Origin of the sequence: Streptomyces massasporeus (assembly GCF_014648995.1) — a bacterium.
In the GTDB taxonomy this organism is placed as follows: Bacteria; Actinomycetota; Actinomycetes; order Streptomycetales; family Streptomycetaceae; genus Streptomyces; species Streptomyces massasporeus.
Genome location: NZ_BMSE01000002.1, coordinates 478122 through 494476, shown reverse-complemented (window position 1 = coordinate 494476; position 16355 = coordinate 478122). Strand labels below are relative to the sequence as shown.

At 71.2% G+C, this 16355-nt stretch carries 13 protein-coding genes; 8 read left to right on the top strand and 5 right to left on the bottom strand.

From position 1 onward, the window contains the following. Window positions 1-113 precede the first annotated feature (113 nt). The gene (locus IE153_RS07035; RefSeq protein WP_189588896.1) at window positions 114-1292 is read right to left on the bottom strand and encodes a PP2C family protein-serine/threonine phosphatase; all 1179 of its coding nucleotides are present in this window, start codon (window positions 1290-1292) and stop codon (window positions 114-116) included. A 162-nt stretch (window positions 1293-1454) separates the two neighbouring features. Here IE153_RS07035 and IE153_RS07030 point away from each other — a divergent pair, with 162 nt between their 5' ends. Next, window positions 1455-2705: a GNAT family N-acetyltransferase gene (locus IE153_RS07030; RefSeq protein ID WP_189588895.1), complete on the top strand. Its 1251-nt coding sequence runs from the start codon at window positions 1455-1457 to the stop codon at window positions 2703-2705. Window positions 2706-2763: 58 nt separating this feature from the next. Here IE153_RS07030 and IE153_RS07025 read toward each other — a convergent pair whose 3' ends face one another. Beyond that, a complete protein-coding gene (locus tag IE153_RS07025; protein WP_189588894.1) occupies window positions 2764-3573 on the bottom strand; it encodes an Fpg/Nei family DNA glycosylase in 810 nt (269 codons plus the stop codon). 854 nt (window positions 3574-4427) lie between these two features. Then, entirely contained in the window at window positions 4428-4913 is a 486-nt protein-coding gene (locus IE153_RS07020; RefSeq protein WP_185014222.1) for a ribose-5-phosphate isomerase, read from the bottom strand. Between the two features lie 278 nt (window positions 4914-5191). Here IE153_RS07020 and IE153_RS07015 point away from each other — a divergent pair, with 278 nt between their 5' ends. Further along, complete coding sequence (locus IE153_RS07015; RefSeq protein WP_189588893.1) at window positions 5192-6682, top strand: amino acid permease; 1491 nt, start codon at window positions 5192-5194, stop codon at window positions 6680-6682. A 93-nt stretch (window positions 6683-6775) separates the two neighbouring features. Here IE153_RS07015 and IE153_RS07010 read toward each other — a convergent pair whose 3' ends face one another. After that, entirely contained in the window at window positions 6776-8773 is a 1998-nt protein-coding gene (locus IE153_RS07010; protein WP_229828946.1) for a serine/threonine-protein kinase, read from the bottom strand. Between the two features lie 241 nt (window positions 8774-9014). On the opposite strand from IE153_RS07010, the gene IE153_RS07005 reads away from it, so the two are divergent. Then, window positions 9015-9740, top strand: coding sequence for a hypothetical protein (locus IE153_RS07005; protein ID WP_189588891.1), 726 nt, complete (start codon window positions 9015-9017; stop codon window positions 9738-9740). An 85-nt stretch (window positions 9741-9825) separates the two neighbouring features. Here the strand turns inward: IE153_RS07005 and IE153_RS07000 are convergent, their stop codons facing one another. After that, window positions 9826-10446 (bottom strand): biotin transporter BioY, encoded by a 621-nt coding sequence (locus IE153_RS07000; RefSeq protein ID WP_189588890.1) that lies wholly within the window; start codon window positions 10444-10446, stop codon window positions 9826-9828. Between the two features lie 452 nt (window positions 10447-10898). On the opposite strand from IE153_RS07000, the gene IE153_RS06995 reads away from it, so the two are divergent. The 5 genes from IE153_RS06995 to IE153_RS06975 all read left to right on the top strand — a co-directional run bounded on the left by IE153_RS06995 (window position 10899) and on the right by IE153_RS06975 (window position 16333). Continuing rightward, window positions 10899-12098 carry an ROK family protein gene (locus tag IE153_RS06995; protein WP_189588889.1) on the top strand — a complete coding sequence of 400 codons (1200 nt, stop codon included), beginning with the start codon at window positions 10899-10901 and terminating at the stop codon, window positions 12096-12098. Window positions 12099-12337: 239 nt separating this feature from the next. Then, window positions 12338-13396 carry an ABC transporter substrate-binding protein gene (locus tag IE153_RS06990; protein ID WP_189588888.1) on the top strand — a complete coding sequence of 353 codons (1059 nt, stop codon included), beginning with the start codon at window positions 12338-12340 and terminating at the stop codon, window positions 13394-13396. Next, window positions 13393-14283, top strand: coding sequence for an ABC transporter permease (locus IE153_RS06985; protein WP_189588887.1), 891 nt, complete (start codon window positions 13393-13395; stop codon window positions 14281-14283). The genes IE153_RS06990 and IE153_RS06985 overlap by 4 nt, the downstream gene beginning before the upstream one ends. Then, window positions 14259-14993, top strand: a complete 735-nt coding sequence (locus IE153_RS06980; protein WP_189588886.1) for an ABC transporter ATP-binding protein — start codon at window positions 14259-14261, stop codon at window positions 14991-14993. Before IE153_RS06985 ends, IE153_RS06980 begins: the two co-directional genes overlap by 25 nt. Further along, a complete protein-coding gene (locus IE153_RS06975) occupies window positions 14990-16333 on the top strand; it encodes an LLM class flavin-dependent oxidoreductase (protein WP_189588885.1) in 1344 nt (447 codons plus the stop codon). The genes IE153_RS06980 and IE153_RS06975 overlap by 4 nt, the downstream gene beginning before the upstream one ends. Window positions 16334-16355: the final 22 nt, after the last annotated feature.

Below are 16355 nucleotides of genomic sequence, written 5' to 3'. Positions count from 1 at the left end.
CTTCCGGATCCGAGTCGTTCGCACCGATGCGCCGGTGTGTCTCGAACGTACGGAGCCGCAGGCCGGCCGGGCCATGAGGACGACCGCCTAACCCACCTGGGGAAAACCCCACCTCAGCGGGTTGCGGTGGCCGTCGGGCCCTCTCGGCAGATCAGCAGCAGGGCCCGGTCGTCGTTGACGTCCTTGGCCACGGCCTCGATGAGGTGCCAGGCGGCGCCGTGGAAGCCGCCGGCCACATAGCGGTCGGCCTCGCCGGTGAGGCGGTCGATGCCCTCGACGATGTCGCGGTCGGAGGTCTCCACCAGGCCGTCCGTGAACAGCATCAGCACGTCACCGGGCCGCAGTGAGCCCTTCACCGGGTCGAACTGGGCGCCGTCGTACACCCCGAGGAGCGGGCCCTCGGCGGTCTTCTCCTCCCAGCGGCCGCTGCCGGCGCTGAGCTGGAGGCCCGGCGGGTGGCCCGCGGAGTAGAGCTCGTAGTCGCCCGAGTCCAGGTCGAGGACCAGGTGGATGGAGGTGGCGAAGCCCTCGTCCCAGTCCTGGCGCAGGAGGTAGCCGTTGGCGGCCGGGAGGAAGGCGTGCGGCGGGAGGGAGCCGAGCAGGCCGCCGAACGCGCCGGACAGCAGCAGGGCGCGGGAGCCCGCGTCCATGCCCTTGCCGGAGACGTCGGTGAGGACGACCTCGAGCGTACGGCCGCCGTTGGTGCGCGCCGCGACCACGAAGTCGCCCGAGAAGGACTGGCCACCCGCCGGGCGCAGGGCCATCTCCCGGTGCCAGCCGTCCGGCAGGTCGGGCAGCTTGCTCTGCACCCGGATGCGTTCGCGCAGGTCGAAGAGCATGGTGCCGCCGCGCCGCCAGGGCACACCGACCCGGCTGCGGAACTGGGCCAGGAGCAGTCCGAAGAAGCCGCAGGCCGCGACCACGAGCACGACGCCCGGGGTGACCCTCGACGGGCCCTCCGTGTAGGGGCCGAGCCGCACCGACTCCACGATCAGCGCCGTGGCCGCCGCCGCGTACAGGCCGAGCAGGCTGGCCGGGCGCAGCAGCAGGCCGCCCACGACGACGGGCAGGACCAGTGCGGCCGGTGAGAACCACACCGAGTTCGCCAGTGTCGCCGACGCGATCACGGGAACCATCAGGAGCAGACCGGCCAGGGCGATCCAGTCCGAGCCGTTGCCGCGGAAGTAGTCCACGGCGGCGCGGCGCACGCCGACGCGGACCCGGTGCCACTGCTTCTTCAACCGGGCCGTGAACGTCTCGGCTTCCGCGCGCCGCTCTCGTCCTGATGCCATTAGTTCGGGACCCTATCCATCGGACCAGCCGCTTGGCACGGGAGGTCCCACTTGTCCCCCGTCCGAGGGCCGACTTCACAGTGAACTTCACAGCGCGCGGCCCTGCCGCCACCCGGGAGAAATTCCCTCGCTCGTCCCGCATTGCCCTGGTAGGCATGGCTCATGGGAACTGACGCGAACGGTCTTTCGCCCGACTTGCGGGTCCTTCGGAAGGACGATTGGGACAAGTGGTACGACACCCTGATCCGGGGCTTCGGAGGGGTGCCGGAGTCCGCCGAGGAGCGGGAGTTGTGGAACGCGCTGACCGAGTTCGACCGTTCGCTCGGCGCCTGGGACGGGGACGAGTGCGTGGGGACGGCCGGGGCGTTCAGCTTCCGGCTGACCGTGCCCGGTGGCGCGTCCCTGCCGGTGGCGGGCGTCACGATGGTCAGCGTGGCCGCCACACATCGGCGGCGCGGCCTGCTGACGTCGATGATGCGGCGGCAGCTGGACGACGTACGCGCCTGGGGTGAGCCGCTGGCCGTGCTCACCGCGTCCGAACCCGCGATCTACGGGCGCTTCGGGTACGGCAACGCGACCCTGTCGCTGACCGCCGAGATCGACACGACCCGGGTAGGGCTGTCGGTGCCGGACGGTACGGATGACGTACGGGTGCGGTACGCGGTGCCGGCCGATGTGCTCGACGTGTGCGAGGCGGTGTACGCGCGGCTGGTTCCGGCCCGGCCCGGGATGCTGGCCCGGCAGCCCGGCTGGGAGCGGCTCGGGGTGCTCGATCCGGCGAGCGAGCGGGAGGGGGCGTCGCCCCTGCAGTGCGTGCTCGCCGAGCGGGACGGGGAGACGGTGGGGTACGCGCGGTACCGCGTCAAGCCCGAGTGGGAGCCGTCCGGGTCCAACGGCACAGTGATCGTGGAGGAGTTGGCGGGGCTGGACCCCACGGCGGACGCGGCGTTGTGGCGGTTCCTGTTCGGGATCGACCTGACGTCGAAGGTGACCGTGCGGAGCCGTCCGGTGGACGACGCATGGCAGTACCTGGTGACCGACCCGCGGCGGTGCCATCCGCGGGTGCGGGACTCGCTGTACGTGCGGCCGGTGGAGGTGGGGGCCGCGCTGGCGGCACGGACGTATCAGACGCCGGTGGATGTGGTGTTCGAGGTGGAGGACGCGTTCTGCCCCTGGAACGCCGGGCGTTGGCGGTTGAGCGGAGACGCGAAGGGCGCGTCGTGCGAGCGTACGGCGGATGCGGCGGATGTCGCCCTGTCCGTACGGGAGTTGGGTGCGGCGTATCTCGGGGGCGTGTCGCTGGGCGCGCTGGGGGCGGCCGGGCGGGTGCGGGAGCTTCGGCCGGGGGCGCTGGCGGAGGCGTCGCTCGGGTTCGGGGCGGGTGTGCCGCCGTGGCTGCCGCACGGGTTCTGACGCCCGGGTCTCTTTCGCGGGCGGCCGGGCCTTTTCAGGGGCGCCGGCGCCCGGGGCTTCAAGGGCGCTGGCAGGCCGGGCACCAGAAGAGGTTGCGGGCGGCGAGATCGGCGGTGCGGATCTCGCCGCCGCAGATGTGGCAGGGCAGGTTGGCCCTGCGGTAGACGTACACCTCGCCGCCGTGGTCGTCCACGCGGGGCGGGCGGCCCATCGCCTCCGGCGTGTGCTCCGGGCGGACGGTGTCGATGCGGTTGTTGCGGACGCCCTCGTGCATGAGGTCGACGAGGTCGGTCCAGATCGCCTGCCACTCGGTGGGGGTGATGTCCTTGCCGGCGCGGTACGGGTCGATGCGGTGCCGGAAGAGGACCTCCGCGCGGTAGACGTTTCCGACGCCGGCGATGACCTTCTGGTCCATGAGGAGGGCGGCGATCGTCGTACGGCTGCGGGAGATGCGGCGGTACGCGGTGTCCGGGTCGGCGTCGTCGCGGAGGGGGTCGGGGCCGAGGCGGTCGTGTATCGCCTGCTTCTCCGGGGGTGTGATGAGGGCGCAGGTGGTGGGGCCCCGGAGGTCCACGTAGGCGGTGTCGTTCGCTACGCGGAGGCGGACGGTGTCGGTGGGGGGCGGTTCGGGGGCCAGGCCGAAGGTGACCTTGCCGAAGAGGCCGAGGTGGATGTGGATCCAGTCGGTGTCGCGGAAGCCGAGGAAGAGGTGCTTGCCGTGGGCTTCGGTGTGGGTGAGTTCCGTGCCGGTGAGGAGGGCGGCGGCGGGGGTGAACTTGCCCTGGGGGCTGGTGGTGCGGGGTTTCGTGCCGAGGAAGGCGGCGGCGTAGTCCTGGGCGAGGCGGTGGATGGTGTGGCCTTCCGGCACGGGTTCTCCCTGTGATCGTTGCCCTTTTTGCCCACCCGCCCGCCCGACTCGGCCTCTCAAGAAGCCGAGGTCGAAAGGCTCTGTGGGCTCCGCCCCGGCGCCGGCGGGGACTGGCACGCCGGAATCGGTTCCTTCAGGAGGCTGAGGGCGAACGGGTCCAGGGCCCTGCCCACCCGCCCACCCGACCCACTTCCTCAAGAGGCCGAGGTCCAAAGGATCCGGGGCTCCGACCCGGCCCCGGCGGGGCCTTGCCCGCCCGCCCACCCGAATCGGTATTTCAAGAGGCCGAGGTCGAAAGGCTCCGGGGCTCCGCCCCGGCCCCGGCGGGGACTGCGTCCCCTGCACCCCTCTGGGGGCTGCGCCCCGCGAACCCCCACAGGGCTTCCGTCCAAACCCCCGCAAGGCCTCCTCCCGAACCCCCGCCAGGCTTCCCTTGAACCCCCACAGGGCTCCGTCCCCACAGCCCCGCAAGACTCCGGACCCGAACCCCACAGGGCTTCCGTCCAAACCCCCGCAAGGCCTCCTCCCGAACCCCCGCCAGGCTTCCCTGGAACCCCCACAGGGCTCCGTCCCCACAGCCCCGCAAGGCTTCGGACACGAACCCCACAAGACTCCGGACCCGAACCCCGCAGGGCCATGCCCGCCACGGGCGGCAGAGGGCGGGTCCCCTGCTGGGGGGGGCGGGGACTCCGTTCCGAGTTCGGCTCGGACGTCGAGCCCCAGGCTCGACCCCCGGGCGCAAGGCTCGGGGATCCAGCCCCGCGGGCGACGCGGAGGGAAACCCGACCACCCGGCCCCCTCGGGATCGGGCAGCGTCGGGGTGTCGTTCTCGGCGGCCCAGGTCGCCCGGAGGGCTACTGCTGCGGGTGGTGCGGCGGGATCGGGGGCAGGTCGCCGGTCGTTTCGTAGGACGCCAGCATGTCGATGCGGCGGATGTGACGTTCGTCACCGGAGAACGGCGTGGCGAGGAACGTCTCCACGAACTTCGTCGCCTCGTCCTGCGAGTGCATGCGCGCGCCCACCGCGACGACGTTCGCGTTGTTGTGCTGGCGGCCCAGGGACGCCGTCTCCTCGCTCCACGCGAGGGCCGCACGGACACCCTTGACCTTGTTCGCGGCGATCTGCTCGCCGTTGCCCGAACCGCCGATGACGACGCCGAGGGCGTCGGGGTCCGCGGCCGTGCGCTCCGCCGCCCGGAGGCAGAAGGGCGGGTAGTCGTCCTGGGCGTCGTAGATGTGCGGGCCGCAGTCGACGGGGTCGTGGCCCGCCGCCTTCAGCCACTCGACGAGGTGGTTCTTGAGTTCGTAGCCCGCATGGTCCGAGCCGAGGTACACGCGCATGGGACGAGTGTGACACGGGTGTTTCGGGGAAGGCGCGCGGGGTGGCGCTCATGAAAACCCTGGGCGAATGTGAGCCGCATTACTGAACCTCAGGAAAACCTCAAGTAACAATCTGGATTCAAAGGTTCTCCTAATCGTTCGCCTCCGATTCACTGGACCGGCTCGTACACCGCTCGTGCGAGCCCCCCGTACACCGGCATGCCGCGAAACACCCCTTTCGTGCGGCTCGCTCGGTTCGTACGGAAGTACAGCTCCCCGGCGCAAAGGAAATCCGTTCCATGACCTCGCAGCCGACCATGAACAAGACCGGAAACGAACCCGGAGGGCCCGGAGAACCCGGAGCCGAGGGCTCCGGACTGCAGGCCGGGCTCAAGAACCGGCATCTTTCGATGATCGCCATCGGCGGTGTCATCGGCGCCGGACTCTTCGTCGGGTCCAGCTCCGGTATCGCCACCGCCGGGCCCGGCATCCTGCTGTCGTACGCCCTCGTCGGCACGCTCGTGGTGCTGGTGATGCGGATGCTCGGTGAGATGTCGGCCGCCAACCCGACCTCGGGTTCCTTCTCCGCGCACGCCGACCGGGCGCTGGGGTCCTGGGCCGGTTTCTCCATCGGCTGGCTGTACTGGTTCTTCTGGGTCGTCGTGCTGGCCGTCGAGGCGACCGCCGGTGCGGTGATCCTGGAGGGCTGGATACCGGCCGTGCCGCAGTGGGGCTGGGCCCTGATCGTGATGCTGGTGCTGACCGCCACCAACCTGGTCTCCGTCGCCTCCTACGGCGAGTTCGAGTTCTGGTTCGCGGGCATCAAGGTCGTTGCCATCGCCGCGTTCATCGTCGTCGGCGGGCTGGCCGTGTTCGGGCTGCTGCCGGGTGTGGACAGCGAGCAGGCCGGGGTGAGCAACCTGACCGCGCACGGCGGCTTCCTGCCGAACGGGGCCGGCGCCATCCTCACCGGTGTGCTGCTCGTCGTCTTCTCCTTCATGGGCAGCGAGATCGCCACCCTGGCCGCCGGTGAGTCCGAGAACCCGCGTCAGGCCGTCACCAAGGCCACCAACAGCATCATCTGGCGTGTCGCCGTCTTCTACCTCGGCTCGATCGCCGTCGTCGTGTGCCTGCTCCCCTGGGACAGCAAGTCCATCACCAAGGACGGCTCCTACGTCGCCGCGCTCGACTCCCTCGGCATCGCGCACGCCGGTCAGATCATGAACTTCATCGTGCTGACCTCGGTGCTGTCCTGTCTCAACTCCGGCCTGTACACCGCCTCCCGCATGGCCTTCTCCCTCGGCCAGCGCGGCGACGCGCCGAAGGCCTTCGCCCGCACGACCTCCAACGGCGTGCCGCGCACGGCGATCCTCGCCTCCGTCGCCTTCGGCTTCGTGGCCGTCTTCTTCAACTACAAGTTCCCGGACTCCGTCTTCCTCTTCCTCGTGAACTCCAGTGGCGCGGTCGCCCTGTTCGTGTGGCTGGTGATCTGCTTCTCCCAGCTGCGCATGCGGAAGATCATCAAGGCCGAGGCGCCCGAGAAGCTCGTCGTGAAGATGTGGCTGTACCCGTACCTGACCTGGGCGACTGCCGCTCTGATCGTGTTCATCCTCGGCTACATGCTCACCGACACCGAGCACGACGGGCGTCAGACCATCCTGCTGTCGCTGCTCGTCGCCGCCGTGGTGCTCGTCATCGCCTTCGTGAAGAAGGGGATCCGCGGTGGGCGTCCGGCCACGGACGCCGCGCAGGTCCAGGGTGAGGAGCGCAACGAGGTGTCGGCCGGCTGATCCTCCGGCCGCTCGCCGTTCGTCGTGAACGGGGGCCTGTGGTCCGTGCATCGGCACGCGCCGCAGGCCCCTTTCCTTTGCCCGCCGCGGTGCCTACAGCACCGTGAAACTGTCCTTGACCTTCTCGTAGGTGGCGAGCGCCTCCTGCTCGATCTCCTCCTGGTACCACGTGTTGACCTGGTACGACTTGCCGGTCACGTTGAAGCCGAGCAGCCGGGCGTGCCAGTGGACGCCCTTCAGCGTGAACGTGTACTCCCAGACCACCGCCGGGTGACCGCGGAACGTCGTCTCCTCCAGGCGGATCTTGCGGTAGTCCTGGCCCTGGTGGGCGTTGCGCTCCGAGGTCTGCCAGGTCTCCAGCAGGTCGCCGCGGGCCAGGGAGGACTTGCCGACCAGCTCCTGGGACCCGTCCGGGGAGGTGTAGTGCACCTCCGCCCCCGTCTTCACGTCCCGCCGCCAGCCGTCGGGCGTCGCCCAGGCGAACCCGCCGGCCTCCCGGTGTGTGCCGGGCGGCAGGGTCTGCGGCCTGGCGGTGCCCTCGACGGTGGGAGAGGGGGTGGTGTCCCCGGTGGTGTTCCCGGTGGTGTCTCCGGTGGTAGCCGGCGCGGACGCCGAGGAGCCCGCGTGGGGAGTGTCGTTCCCGCCCGGCGATCCCGATGACGTGGCCAGCAGGATTCCCACGACCGTGCCCGCCGTGGCGAGGGTGGCCGCCGCGGCGGTGAGCACCGTACGGCGACGGGGGCGGGAGCGGGGCGTTGCCGGGGCGGGCGGCCCGGGGAGTTCGCCGGGCGGCATCGGGAGGGATGCGGGGTGGGGGCGGCGCTCGGTCTCCGCCTGGGCGCGGGTGAGGGAGACCGGGCTCGGGGGGTGGGTGGTGCTGTCGGCCCGGCCTCCGGAACGGGCCGCCACCGGCGGAACTTTCGCGGCGGCTTCCCCGGGTGCGGTGGGTGCGAGGGGTGAGGCGGGCGTATGGGCGATGGGGTGGTGCGGGTCCAGGGCGGGGGCGGGCCGGCGAGGGTCGCGTGGCGCCGCGGGAAGAGGAGCCGGGAGGTGTGCGGGCGTGGGTGACTCCCGCGGTGGTGCGGAGACGGACGCCCTCGACCGGGGCTCGGGGAGCGGCTGTCGCCCTCCGAGGGTTTCCGGGTCGAGGGCGGGTGTGGACTCCGGGCGCGGTGCGCACTCGTCGTCCGGCACGAGCTCCGGTTGCGGCTCCTCCTGCAGCACCGGTTCCGGCTCCACCTCCCGCCCCGGTTCCGCATCCCGCGGCCCCACCGCGACCGTGGGTGTCGGCGCCGGATACGCCACCGGCTCCAGCGCCGTCTCCAACGCCTCCAGGTCCGGGCGGGCCGACGGTTCCTTCGCCAGCAGGGACGTCAGGATGTCCCGCAACGGGCCGGAGGTGGCGGGGAGTTCGGGCTCCTCGTACAGGACCGCGTGCAGGGTCGCCAGTGTGGTGTCGCGGGAGAACGGGGAGCGGCCGCCCAGGGCCGCACAGAGGGTCGCGCCCAGGGACCAGATGTCGGACGGCGGGCCCTGGGGGCGGCCGGAGATGCGCTCGGGGGCCATGTAGTCGGGCGAGCCGACCAGCATGCCGACCATCGTGAGCGCCTTGGCGTCCTGGATCGCGGCGATGCCGAAGTCGGTGAGGACGACGCGTCGCCCGTGGCCGGAACCGTTGCCGTTGCCGCGTAGGGATCCGGCCACCCCGTCCGCGTGTTCCACGAGCACGTTTCCGGGCTTGATGTCGCGGTGCAGTACGCCGCGTTCATGCACCTGTCGTAGCGCCGCGACCAGACCGAGTCCGATGCGGGCCGTCTCGCCGGGGCTCAGCGGGCCCGACTCCGCGAGGATCCGTTCGAGGGAACGGCCCGCCACCAACTCCATGACGATCCACAGGCGTTCGCCTTCGTCGACCACGTCGTAGACCCGGACGACGTTGGGATGGTCGATCCGGGCCGTGGCCCTGGCCTCGCGCAGGGTCCGTTCGCGGCGGGTCCTGCTGTCCTCCGCGTCGAGACCGTCGATCCGCATTTCCTTGACGGCGACCTGCCGGTCGAGTATTTCGTCGGCGGCTCGCCACACCCGCCCCATTCCCCCCTGGCCGATACTTTCGACCAACCGATAGCGTCCCGTCACCAATATCCCTGGAACACCGCCACTGTTCGTATTCCCCGGCAATCCGCTGCACCCCCTCCACGACGCCGCGACCGACTCCAGTGAAACACAACGGTCACACTTCGCGCCGTACCAGGATAGTGCGGGGAAATCTTGTGGTACCTCTTTCAGTGCTGCGAATTCAGGCGCAGCCCAGGGGGACGCAAGGGGGACGAACATGAGTTCTCGTCGTACGACAGCGGTCGCCGGATCGCTGGTCATGGCATCTTTCTCGGCGGTGTTGATCCTTTCCGGCACGGCCGGGGCGGAGGACGAAGGACCCGCAAGCGGCAAGGGGGGAAAGGCGGTTGACGCGGCGCCGGCCGGGGTGAAGCTCACCACGACGCTGCCCGGGAAGATCTCGGTCGACAACGATTCCGAAAAGACGGCCATTACCGCCACGGTGAAGAACGAGGGGAGCAAGGACAGCGGGAAGATCCGGCTGTTGGTCGTCGGTTTCGACGGGCTGGCCGTCAAGGGCGTCGAGGGGTGTTCGGCGATACCCGAGAAGGGACTTCCGGAGGGTTCGAACAGCGGATTCGCATGCCCGATCGACAATCTCGCGGCGGGTAAGTCGAAGTCGTACGCCGTCGACGCGACGTTCGACCTCGGCAAGACCGGGAAGATCTGTCTGCCCGTGCAGACGAGCGACGGGAAGAAGACCTTCTGGCAGCAGGGCCCGGTGCCGTTCGGCACGAGCAACCCGTCGCCGGACGCCCCGGCCACGCCCCTGCTGCTCGGTACCGACAACGAGCCGGCGGGCCCGGGCGGGAAGGAACTGCCGAAGACCGGTCCGGCCCGTGATCTGCTGCCGCTGGGCGCGGCCGGTGCGTCGCTGCTCGCGGCGGGCGTGGCCGGAATGTGGTGGTCGCAGCGGCGGCGGCCAGGGGCTCAGGAGGGCTGAACCGGCCCCCCTGTCGCGTCTCGTACGCGAAGAGGCCCGCCGGGGGCGTACCCCCCCGGCGGGCCTCTTCGCAACGCCTGCGGTGTCAGCGCTTGTTCGCGAACTTCCAGGCCGTCGGCAGGACGCCCATCGCCAGCGCGGCCTTCAGCGCGTCGCCGATGAGGAACGGCGTGAGGCCGGCCGCGATCGCGGCGGTGGCGGACATGCCGGTGGCGAGGGCCAGGTAGGGCACGCCGACGGCGTAGATGATCGCCTCGCCCACCAGCATCGCGCCGGCCGTGCGCAGCACCGAGCGGTCGGCGCCGCGGCGGGCCAGGGCGCCGACGACGGTGGAGGCGAGGATCATGCCGAGGATGTAGCCGAAGGAGGGGGCGACGCCCGAGGTGCCCTGCGCGAACCACGGCACGCCCGCGATGCCCGCCACGGCGTACAGCGCGAGCGCCAGGAAGCCGCGGCCGGCGCCGAGGGACGTGCCGACGAGCAGCGCGGCGAAGGTCTGGCCGGTCACCGGCACCGGGGAGCCCGGCACGGGCACGGAGATCTGGGCGGCGAGGCCGGTGAGCGCGGCGCCGCCGAGCACGAGGGCCGCGTCCCGGACTCGGGTGGGGGCACCGCCCTGCTCGAGCGCCGCCGAGAGCTTGGGGGAGGGGAGCAGGTCGGCGAGGACCTGTCCGGTGCGGGCGGGTGTGGCGGCAGCGGTGCTCATGGGGACTCCGCGAGAGGGTGAGGGCCGGTCGGGACACCGTGACGCTATCCCAGCGCCCTCGCCCCGATCACCGTCAGCCGTCCACAAAGGCCGGGACCGGCCGTTGGTCGGCTTCACACAAAGGATGCGGGTTACAGCGAGTCAGGCGTGATGCCGGTCACGGTGATGGGGTGCCGTGCGACACGGGAGCGGGAAACCGGGCCTCTGTAGGTTTCCCCCAAAGGCGCCGGGGCGGCCGTCTCGCCCGTCGGTCGCCGTCTGGGCAGTGCGGGGCCGTTTTGCTAGCGTCGCGAACATGGTTGCCCAGGCCCGGTACTTCTCGTCGCGTCGCTATGTCGACCTGCGACGCCAGGGCACGGCCACCTGTCGCCGCCCTCGGTGAGGCGGGGCGGAGGGATCCGGCCCGCCGATCGAGACGGCGCAGTGTCGGACCGGCCTCCAGGAAGATTCCCATGCCCCGTACCGCGGCTCCCCTTCTGACGTCCCCCATCCCCCGTGTCGCCGACAGCGACCGGCGCCGCACCAGCGCGAGCGTCGTCCTGCGGTCCGTGCTGGAGCACGGACCGGTCGCGCGCAGCACCATCGCCCGGCTGACCGGCCTGTCGCCGGCGTCGGTGACCGACTACTGCGCCCGGTTCAGCGAGTTGGGCCTCATCCGCGAGTCCGCCGTGCTGCGGCGGTCCAAGGGCGTGGGGCGGCCGCACCTGCCGGTCGACCTCGACGACACCCGGTTCGTGGTGGGCGGGGTGCATGTGGCGGTGCCGTACACCACGGTCGCGCTGCTGGACCTGCGCGGACGGGTGGTGGCCCGGGGCGAGTTCAAGCACGACGGCACCGACCCCGCCCGGGTGCTGGCCCGGGCGGCCGACGCGCTGGTGGCGCTGCTCGCCGGTGTTCCCGGCAGCAGGGCGCTGGGGGTCGGGTTCGCGGCGGGCGGCTGGGTGGACCGGGACTCGGGCACCGTCGTGGAGCATCCGCTGCTGGGCTGGCGCGAGGTGCCGGTGCGGGAACTGCTCGGGGCGCGCACCGGCCTGCCGGTCCATGTGGACGGGCACGCACGGGCGTTGGTGAACGCGGAGCGGTTGTTCGGTCGCGCGCGGGGCAGCGGCAGCGTGCTGCATCTGTTCGCGGGCAATGTGGTCGACGCGGCGTTCACCACCCATGACGAGGTGCACCATGGGCCGCGCTCCCAGGCGGGGGCGATCGCCCATCTGCCGGTGCCGGGCGGCACGGAGCCCTGCGACTGCGGCCGGGTGGGCTGCCTCCAGGTCGAGCTGAGCGAGCGGACCCTGTGCCGGCGGGCCCGTGAGGCGGGCGTCGTCGACGGGGTGAACCCGATGCACGTGGTCGGTGCGGCGGCGGCCGGTGACCCGGTCGCGGTGCGGCTGCTCCGGGAGCGGTCGCGGCGGGTGGGCCGTGCGGTCGGGTTGCTGCTCGATGTGCTCAACCCGGAGCGGGTGGTCGTGACGGAGATCGGGGCCATGCACCGGGAGGACTGCCTGACGGCGCTGCGGGAAGAGATCGGGACGGATCGCGCCGCAACCGTCTCGCCGATCAGTTTCCCGGATTCCGTGCTGGCGGTGGCCGGTGGTTCGGTGGCCCTCGACGTCCTCTACCGGGATCCGCTGGCCGCGTCACCTGAGGCTATTTAATTCAGAAACTCGGAATGTTGACAGGCCGGGCCGCTGACCAGGAACATCCTGTTCATGAGCCCGCTCACGAGCTGTCGCACCCTCTGTTGCTGACCCGTTGACGCGCCCCCGGCGCCCCTTCACGGAGCGCCTTCTCCTTCCTTTGTGACATTCGCGTGAATTCCCTTGGCAGGTCTTTTCCTGCCCTCCTGCCCGGAATTCCGCTCGCTGTGCCGCCTTCCATACCCAGGGAGCCTTCCATGCCCTCGTCCTCCGTTTCCGGTCCAGACCGGCGCCTGTTCCTGACCTCACTGCTCGGCGTGACAGCCGCGGCGGCCGGACTGAGCGGCTGCGCCGACAGCAGCGCGGCGGCCGACGAGACGGCCTCCGACGCTCCCCTGGCCTCCAAGGTCCCCGCCGGGACGAGCCTGAAGATCTCCTCGTACCAGAACGCGCAGCAACTCCAGTTCAAGCTGGCCGGGTTCCGCGATCTGCCGTTCAAGGTGTCCAACTGGCTGAACATCGGCGCGGGCCCCGATGTCATCAACGCCTTCCGCGCGAAGTCCCTGGAGGTGGCCAACAACGCCGGGATTCCGCCGATCCAGGCGCACTACCAGGGCTTCGACGCGAAGATCGTCGCGATCAACATCACCCGCAAGCCCAACTACCTCTTCGCCACCAAGCCCGGCAGCGACATCCGCCGGGTCTCCGACTTCCGGGGCAAGCGGCTCGCCTTCTCCCAGGGGCAGGCGCAGGGGGTCGTCCTGCTGCGGGCGCTGAAGAAGGCGGGGCTGAAGTACGACGACGTGGAGCTGGTGCCGCTGACCAGCAACCAGTTCCTCACCGCCCTGCAGTCCGGGCAGGTGGACATCGCCCCGCTCGCCAACACCCAGGCGCCCGCGTATCTGACGCAGTACAAGACCGCCCGCACCATCACCACGGACGTGGTGGACCTGCTGAACCTGCTGTGGGCGCCGGTGTCGGTGCTGAACGACCGGGCGAAGGCCGCCGCGGTCGCCGCGTACGTCCCGTACTGGGCGAAGAGCCAGGTGTGGACGTACGAGCACCCCGACGAGTGGAACGAGCAGTTCTACGTCGGGACGCAGAACCTGACCCTCGCGCAGGCCAAGGCGGTCACCGCGCTGGCCAACAAGCCACTGTTCCCGCCCCGCTGGGACGAGGCGATCACCTGGGAGCAGGAGACCGCCGATCTGCTCGCGGAGGGCGGTTTCGTGAAGAAGTTCGACGTCTCGGAGCTGTTCGACCACCGCTTCGAGTCCCTCGCGGCCCAGGCCGTGCCCGCGGAGTACCGGAGGTGACCGCCGTGACCACGACCACGCACACGAGCACGAACACCACGAGCACGAACACGAACACGAGCGCACCGCTCGCTCCCCTCGCCGAGGAGGAGACACGCCAGGTGCGCAGGCGCCGGCGGCTGGCCCCCGGCAAGCGGCTGCCCGCCACCCGGCTCGTCGGGCCGGCCGCCGTGCTCGCGCTGTGGAGCGCCGCCTCCGCCGCCGGGCTGCTCGACCCGGGCGCGATCCCGGCTCCCTGGACGGTGCTGGAGACGGGCAGCCGGCTGTGGACGGCCGGCACGCTGCCGGACGACATCCTGACCTCGTTGCAGCGCGCGGCCACCGGCTTCTCGATCGGCCTGGTCGTGGGGATCCTGCTCGCGCTGGCGTCCGGGCTGACCCGGACCGGGGAGGCACTGATCGACGGGACGGTCAACCTCAACCGGGCGATCCCCACCCTGGGTCTGATCCCGCTGTTCATCCTCTGGCTGGGCATCGGCGAGACCTTCAAGATCGCCATCATCGCGATCGTCGTCTACATCCCGATCTACCTCAACACACACGCCGCGCTGTCCGGCATCGACAGCCGCTTCGTCGAACTCGCCGAGGTGCAGGGCCTGTCGAAGTTCCGGTTCATCCGCCAGGTCGTCGTCCCCGGCGCCCTGCCCGGCTTCTTCGTCGGCCTGCGGCTCGGGGTCACCGGCTCCTGGCTGGGTCTGGTGGTGCTGGAGCAGATCAACGCCACCAGCGGCCTCGGCTACATGATGTTCCAGGCGCAGAACTACGGCCAGACGGACGTCATCCTCGTCGGCCTGGTCGTCTACGGCATCTTCGGCCTCATCTCCGACAGCGCGGTCCGTATCGTCGAACGGAGGGTGCTGTCATGGCGCCGCACACTGAGCAGCTGACCCGTCCCGCCGTCCAACTGCGCGGCTTGACACGGTCGTTCGAGGGGCGCACGGTCCTCGACGGCATCGACCTCGATCTGCCCGCCGGGCAGCTGACTGCCCTCCTCGGGCACAGCGGCTCCGGCAAGAGCACCCTGCTGCGGGCGATCGCCGGACTCGACCACGGCGTCGCGGGCAGCGGGCAGCTCACCGCGCCCGAGCGGGTGTCGGTGGTCTTCCAGGACTCCCGGCTGCTGCCCTGGCGGCGGGTCCTCGACAACGTGCTGCTCGGCGCGGAGGGCAAGGACGCCGGCCGCAGGGGCCGTGCGGCCCTGGAGGAGGTGGGGCTGAAGGGCCGCGAGCGGGCCTGGCCGGGCGAGCTGTCCGGCGGGGAGGCCCAGCGCGCCGCCCTGGCCCGGTCCCTGGTCCATGAGCCGGAACTGCTGCTGGCCGACGAGCCGTTCGGGGCGCTGGACGCGCTCACCCGGATCCGGATGCACGGCCTGCTGAGGGAGCTGTGGGAGCGGCATCGGCCCTCGGTGCTGCTGGTCACCCACGACGTGGACGAGGCGATCGTGCTCGCCGACCGGGTGCTCGTCCTGGAGAAGGGCCGGATCGGCCTCGACCTCACCATCGACCGCGCGCACCCGCGGTCGTACCGCGACCCCCTGCTCGGCGAGTACCGGGAGCGGCTGCTGGCCGCGCTCGGTGTCACGGAGGACCATCGATGACCCGCAGACAGCTGCATCTCAACGCGTTCCTGATGAACACCGGCCACCACGAGGCGTCGTGGCGGCTGCCGGAGAGCGACCCGTACGCGCATGTGGACCTGGCCCACTACGTACGGCTCGCCCGGATCGCCGAGCGCGGCACGTTCGACTCGCTGTTCCTCGCCGACGGCCCACAGCTGTGGAACAACCTCGCGCAGCGGCCCGCCGGGGCGCTGGAGCCGATCACGCTGCTGACCGCGCTGGCGACGGCGACCGAGCACATCGGCCTGATCGCCACGGCCTCCACCTCGTACAACTCGCCGTACAACCTGGCCCGTAAGTTCGCCACGCTGGACCACCTCAGCGGCGGCCGGGCAGGCTGGAACATCGTCACCACCGCCGGGGCCGAGGCCGCCCGGAACTTCGGTCTGGACGCCGAACCGGCGCACGCCGAGCGGTACGCGCGGGCCGCCGAGTTCCTCGACGTGGCGCTGAAGCTGTGGGACAGCTGGGAGGACGACACGATCATCGCCGACAAGGCGGCGGGCGTGTGGGGCGACGACGCGAAGATCCACCCGCCCCGGCACCAGGGCCGGTACTTCAGCGTCGAGGGGGCGCTCAACGTGCCCCGCACACCCCAGGGCTATCCCCTGCTCGTGCAGGCCGGCTCCTCCGAGGACGGCAAGCGGTTCGCGGCGCGGTACGCGGAGGCCGTCTTCACCGCCCAGCAGACCATCGAGGACGCCCGGGCCTTCTACGCCGACCTCAAGGCGCGGACGGTCGCGGCCGGCCGGGACGCCGACCACATCAAGGTGCTGCCGGGCATCGTCCCGGTGATCGGCTCCACGGAGGCCGAGGCGCTGGCGAACGAGCGGGTCCTGGAGGACCACATCGTGCACGCGCACGGGGTGGACCGCCTGGAGCGGCTGCTGCAACTGGCCCCGGGCACCCTGGAGCTGGACGGACCGCTCCCCTCCGACCTGCCGCCGGAGAGCGCCGTCGAGGGCGCCAAGAGCCGCTACACGCTCATCGTCGAGCTGGCCCGGCGCGACCGGCTCACCGTGCGGCAGCTGATCGGGCGGCTCGGCGGCGGGCGCGGGCACCTCACCTTCGCCGGTACGCCCGAGCAGGTCGCCGACACCATCGAGTTGTGGTTCGAGTCGGGCGCCGCGGACGGCTTCAACATCATGCCCGCCGTCCTGCCGTCCGGCCTGGAGACCTTCGTCGACCACGTCGTCCCGATCCTGCGCGCCCGCGGGCTGCTCCGCACCGAGTACGGCGACGCCCGCCGGACCCTGCGGGAGCGCTACGGCCTCCCCCGGCCCGCCAACCAGCACGTCATCGCCCCCGCTCTCGTCTGACCCCTCTTCCGGTTCTTCCGAA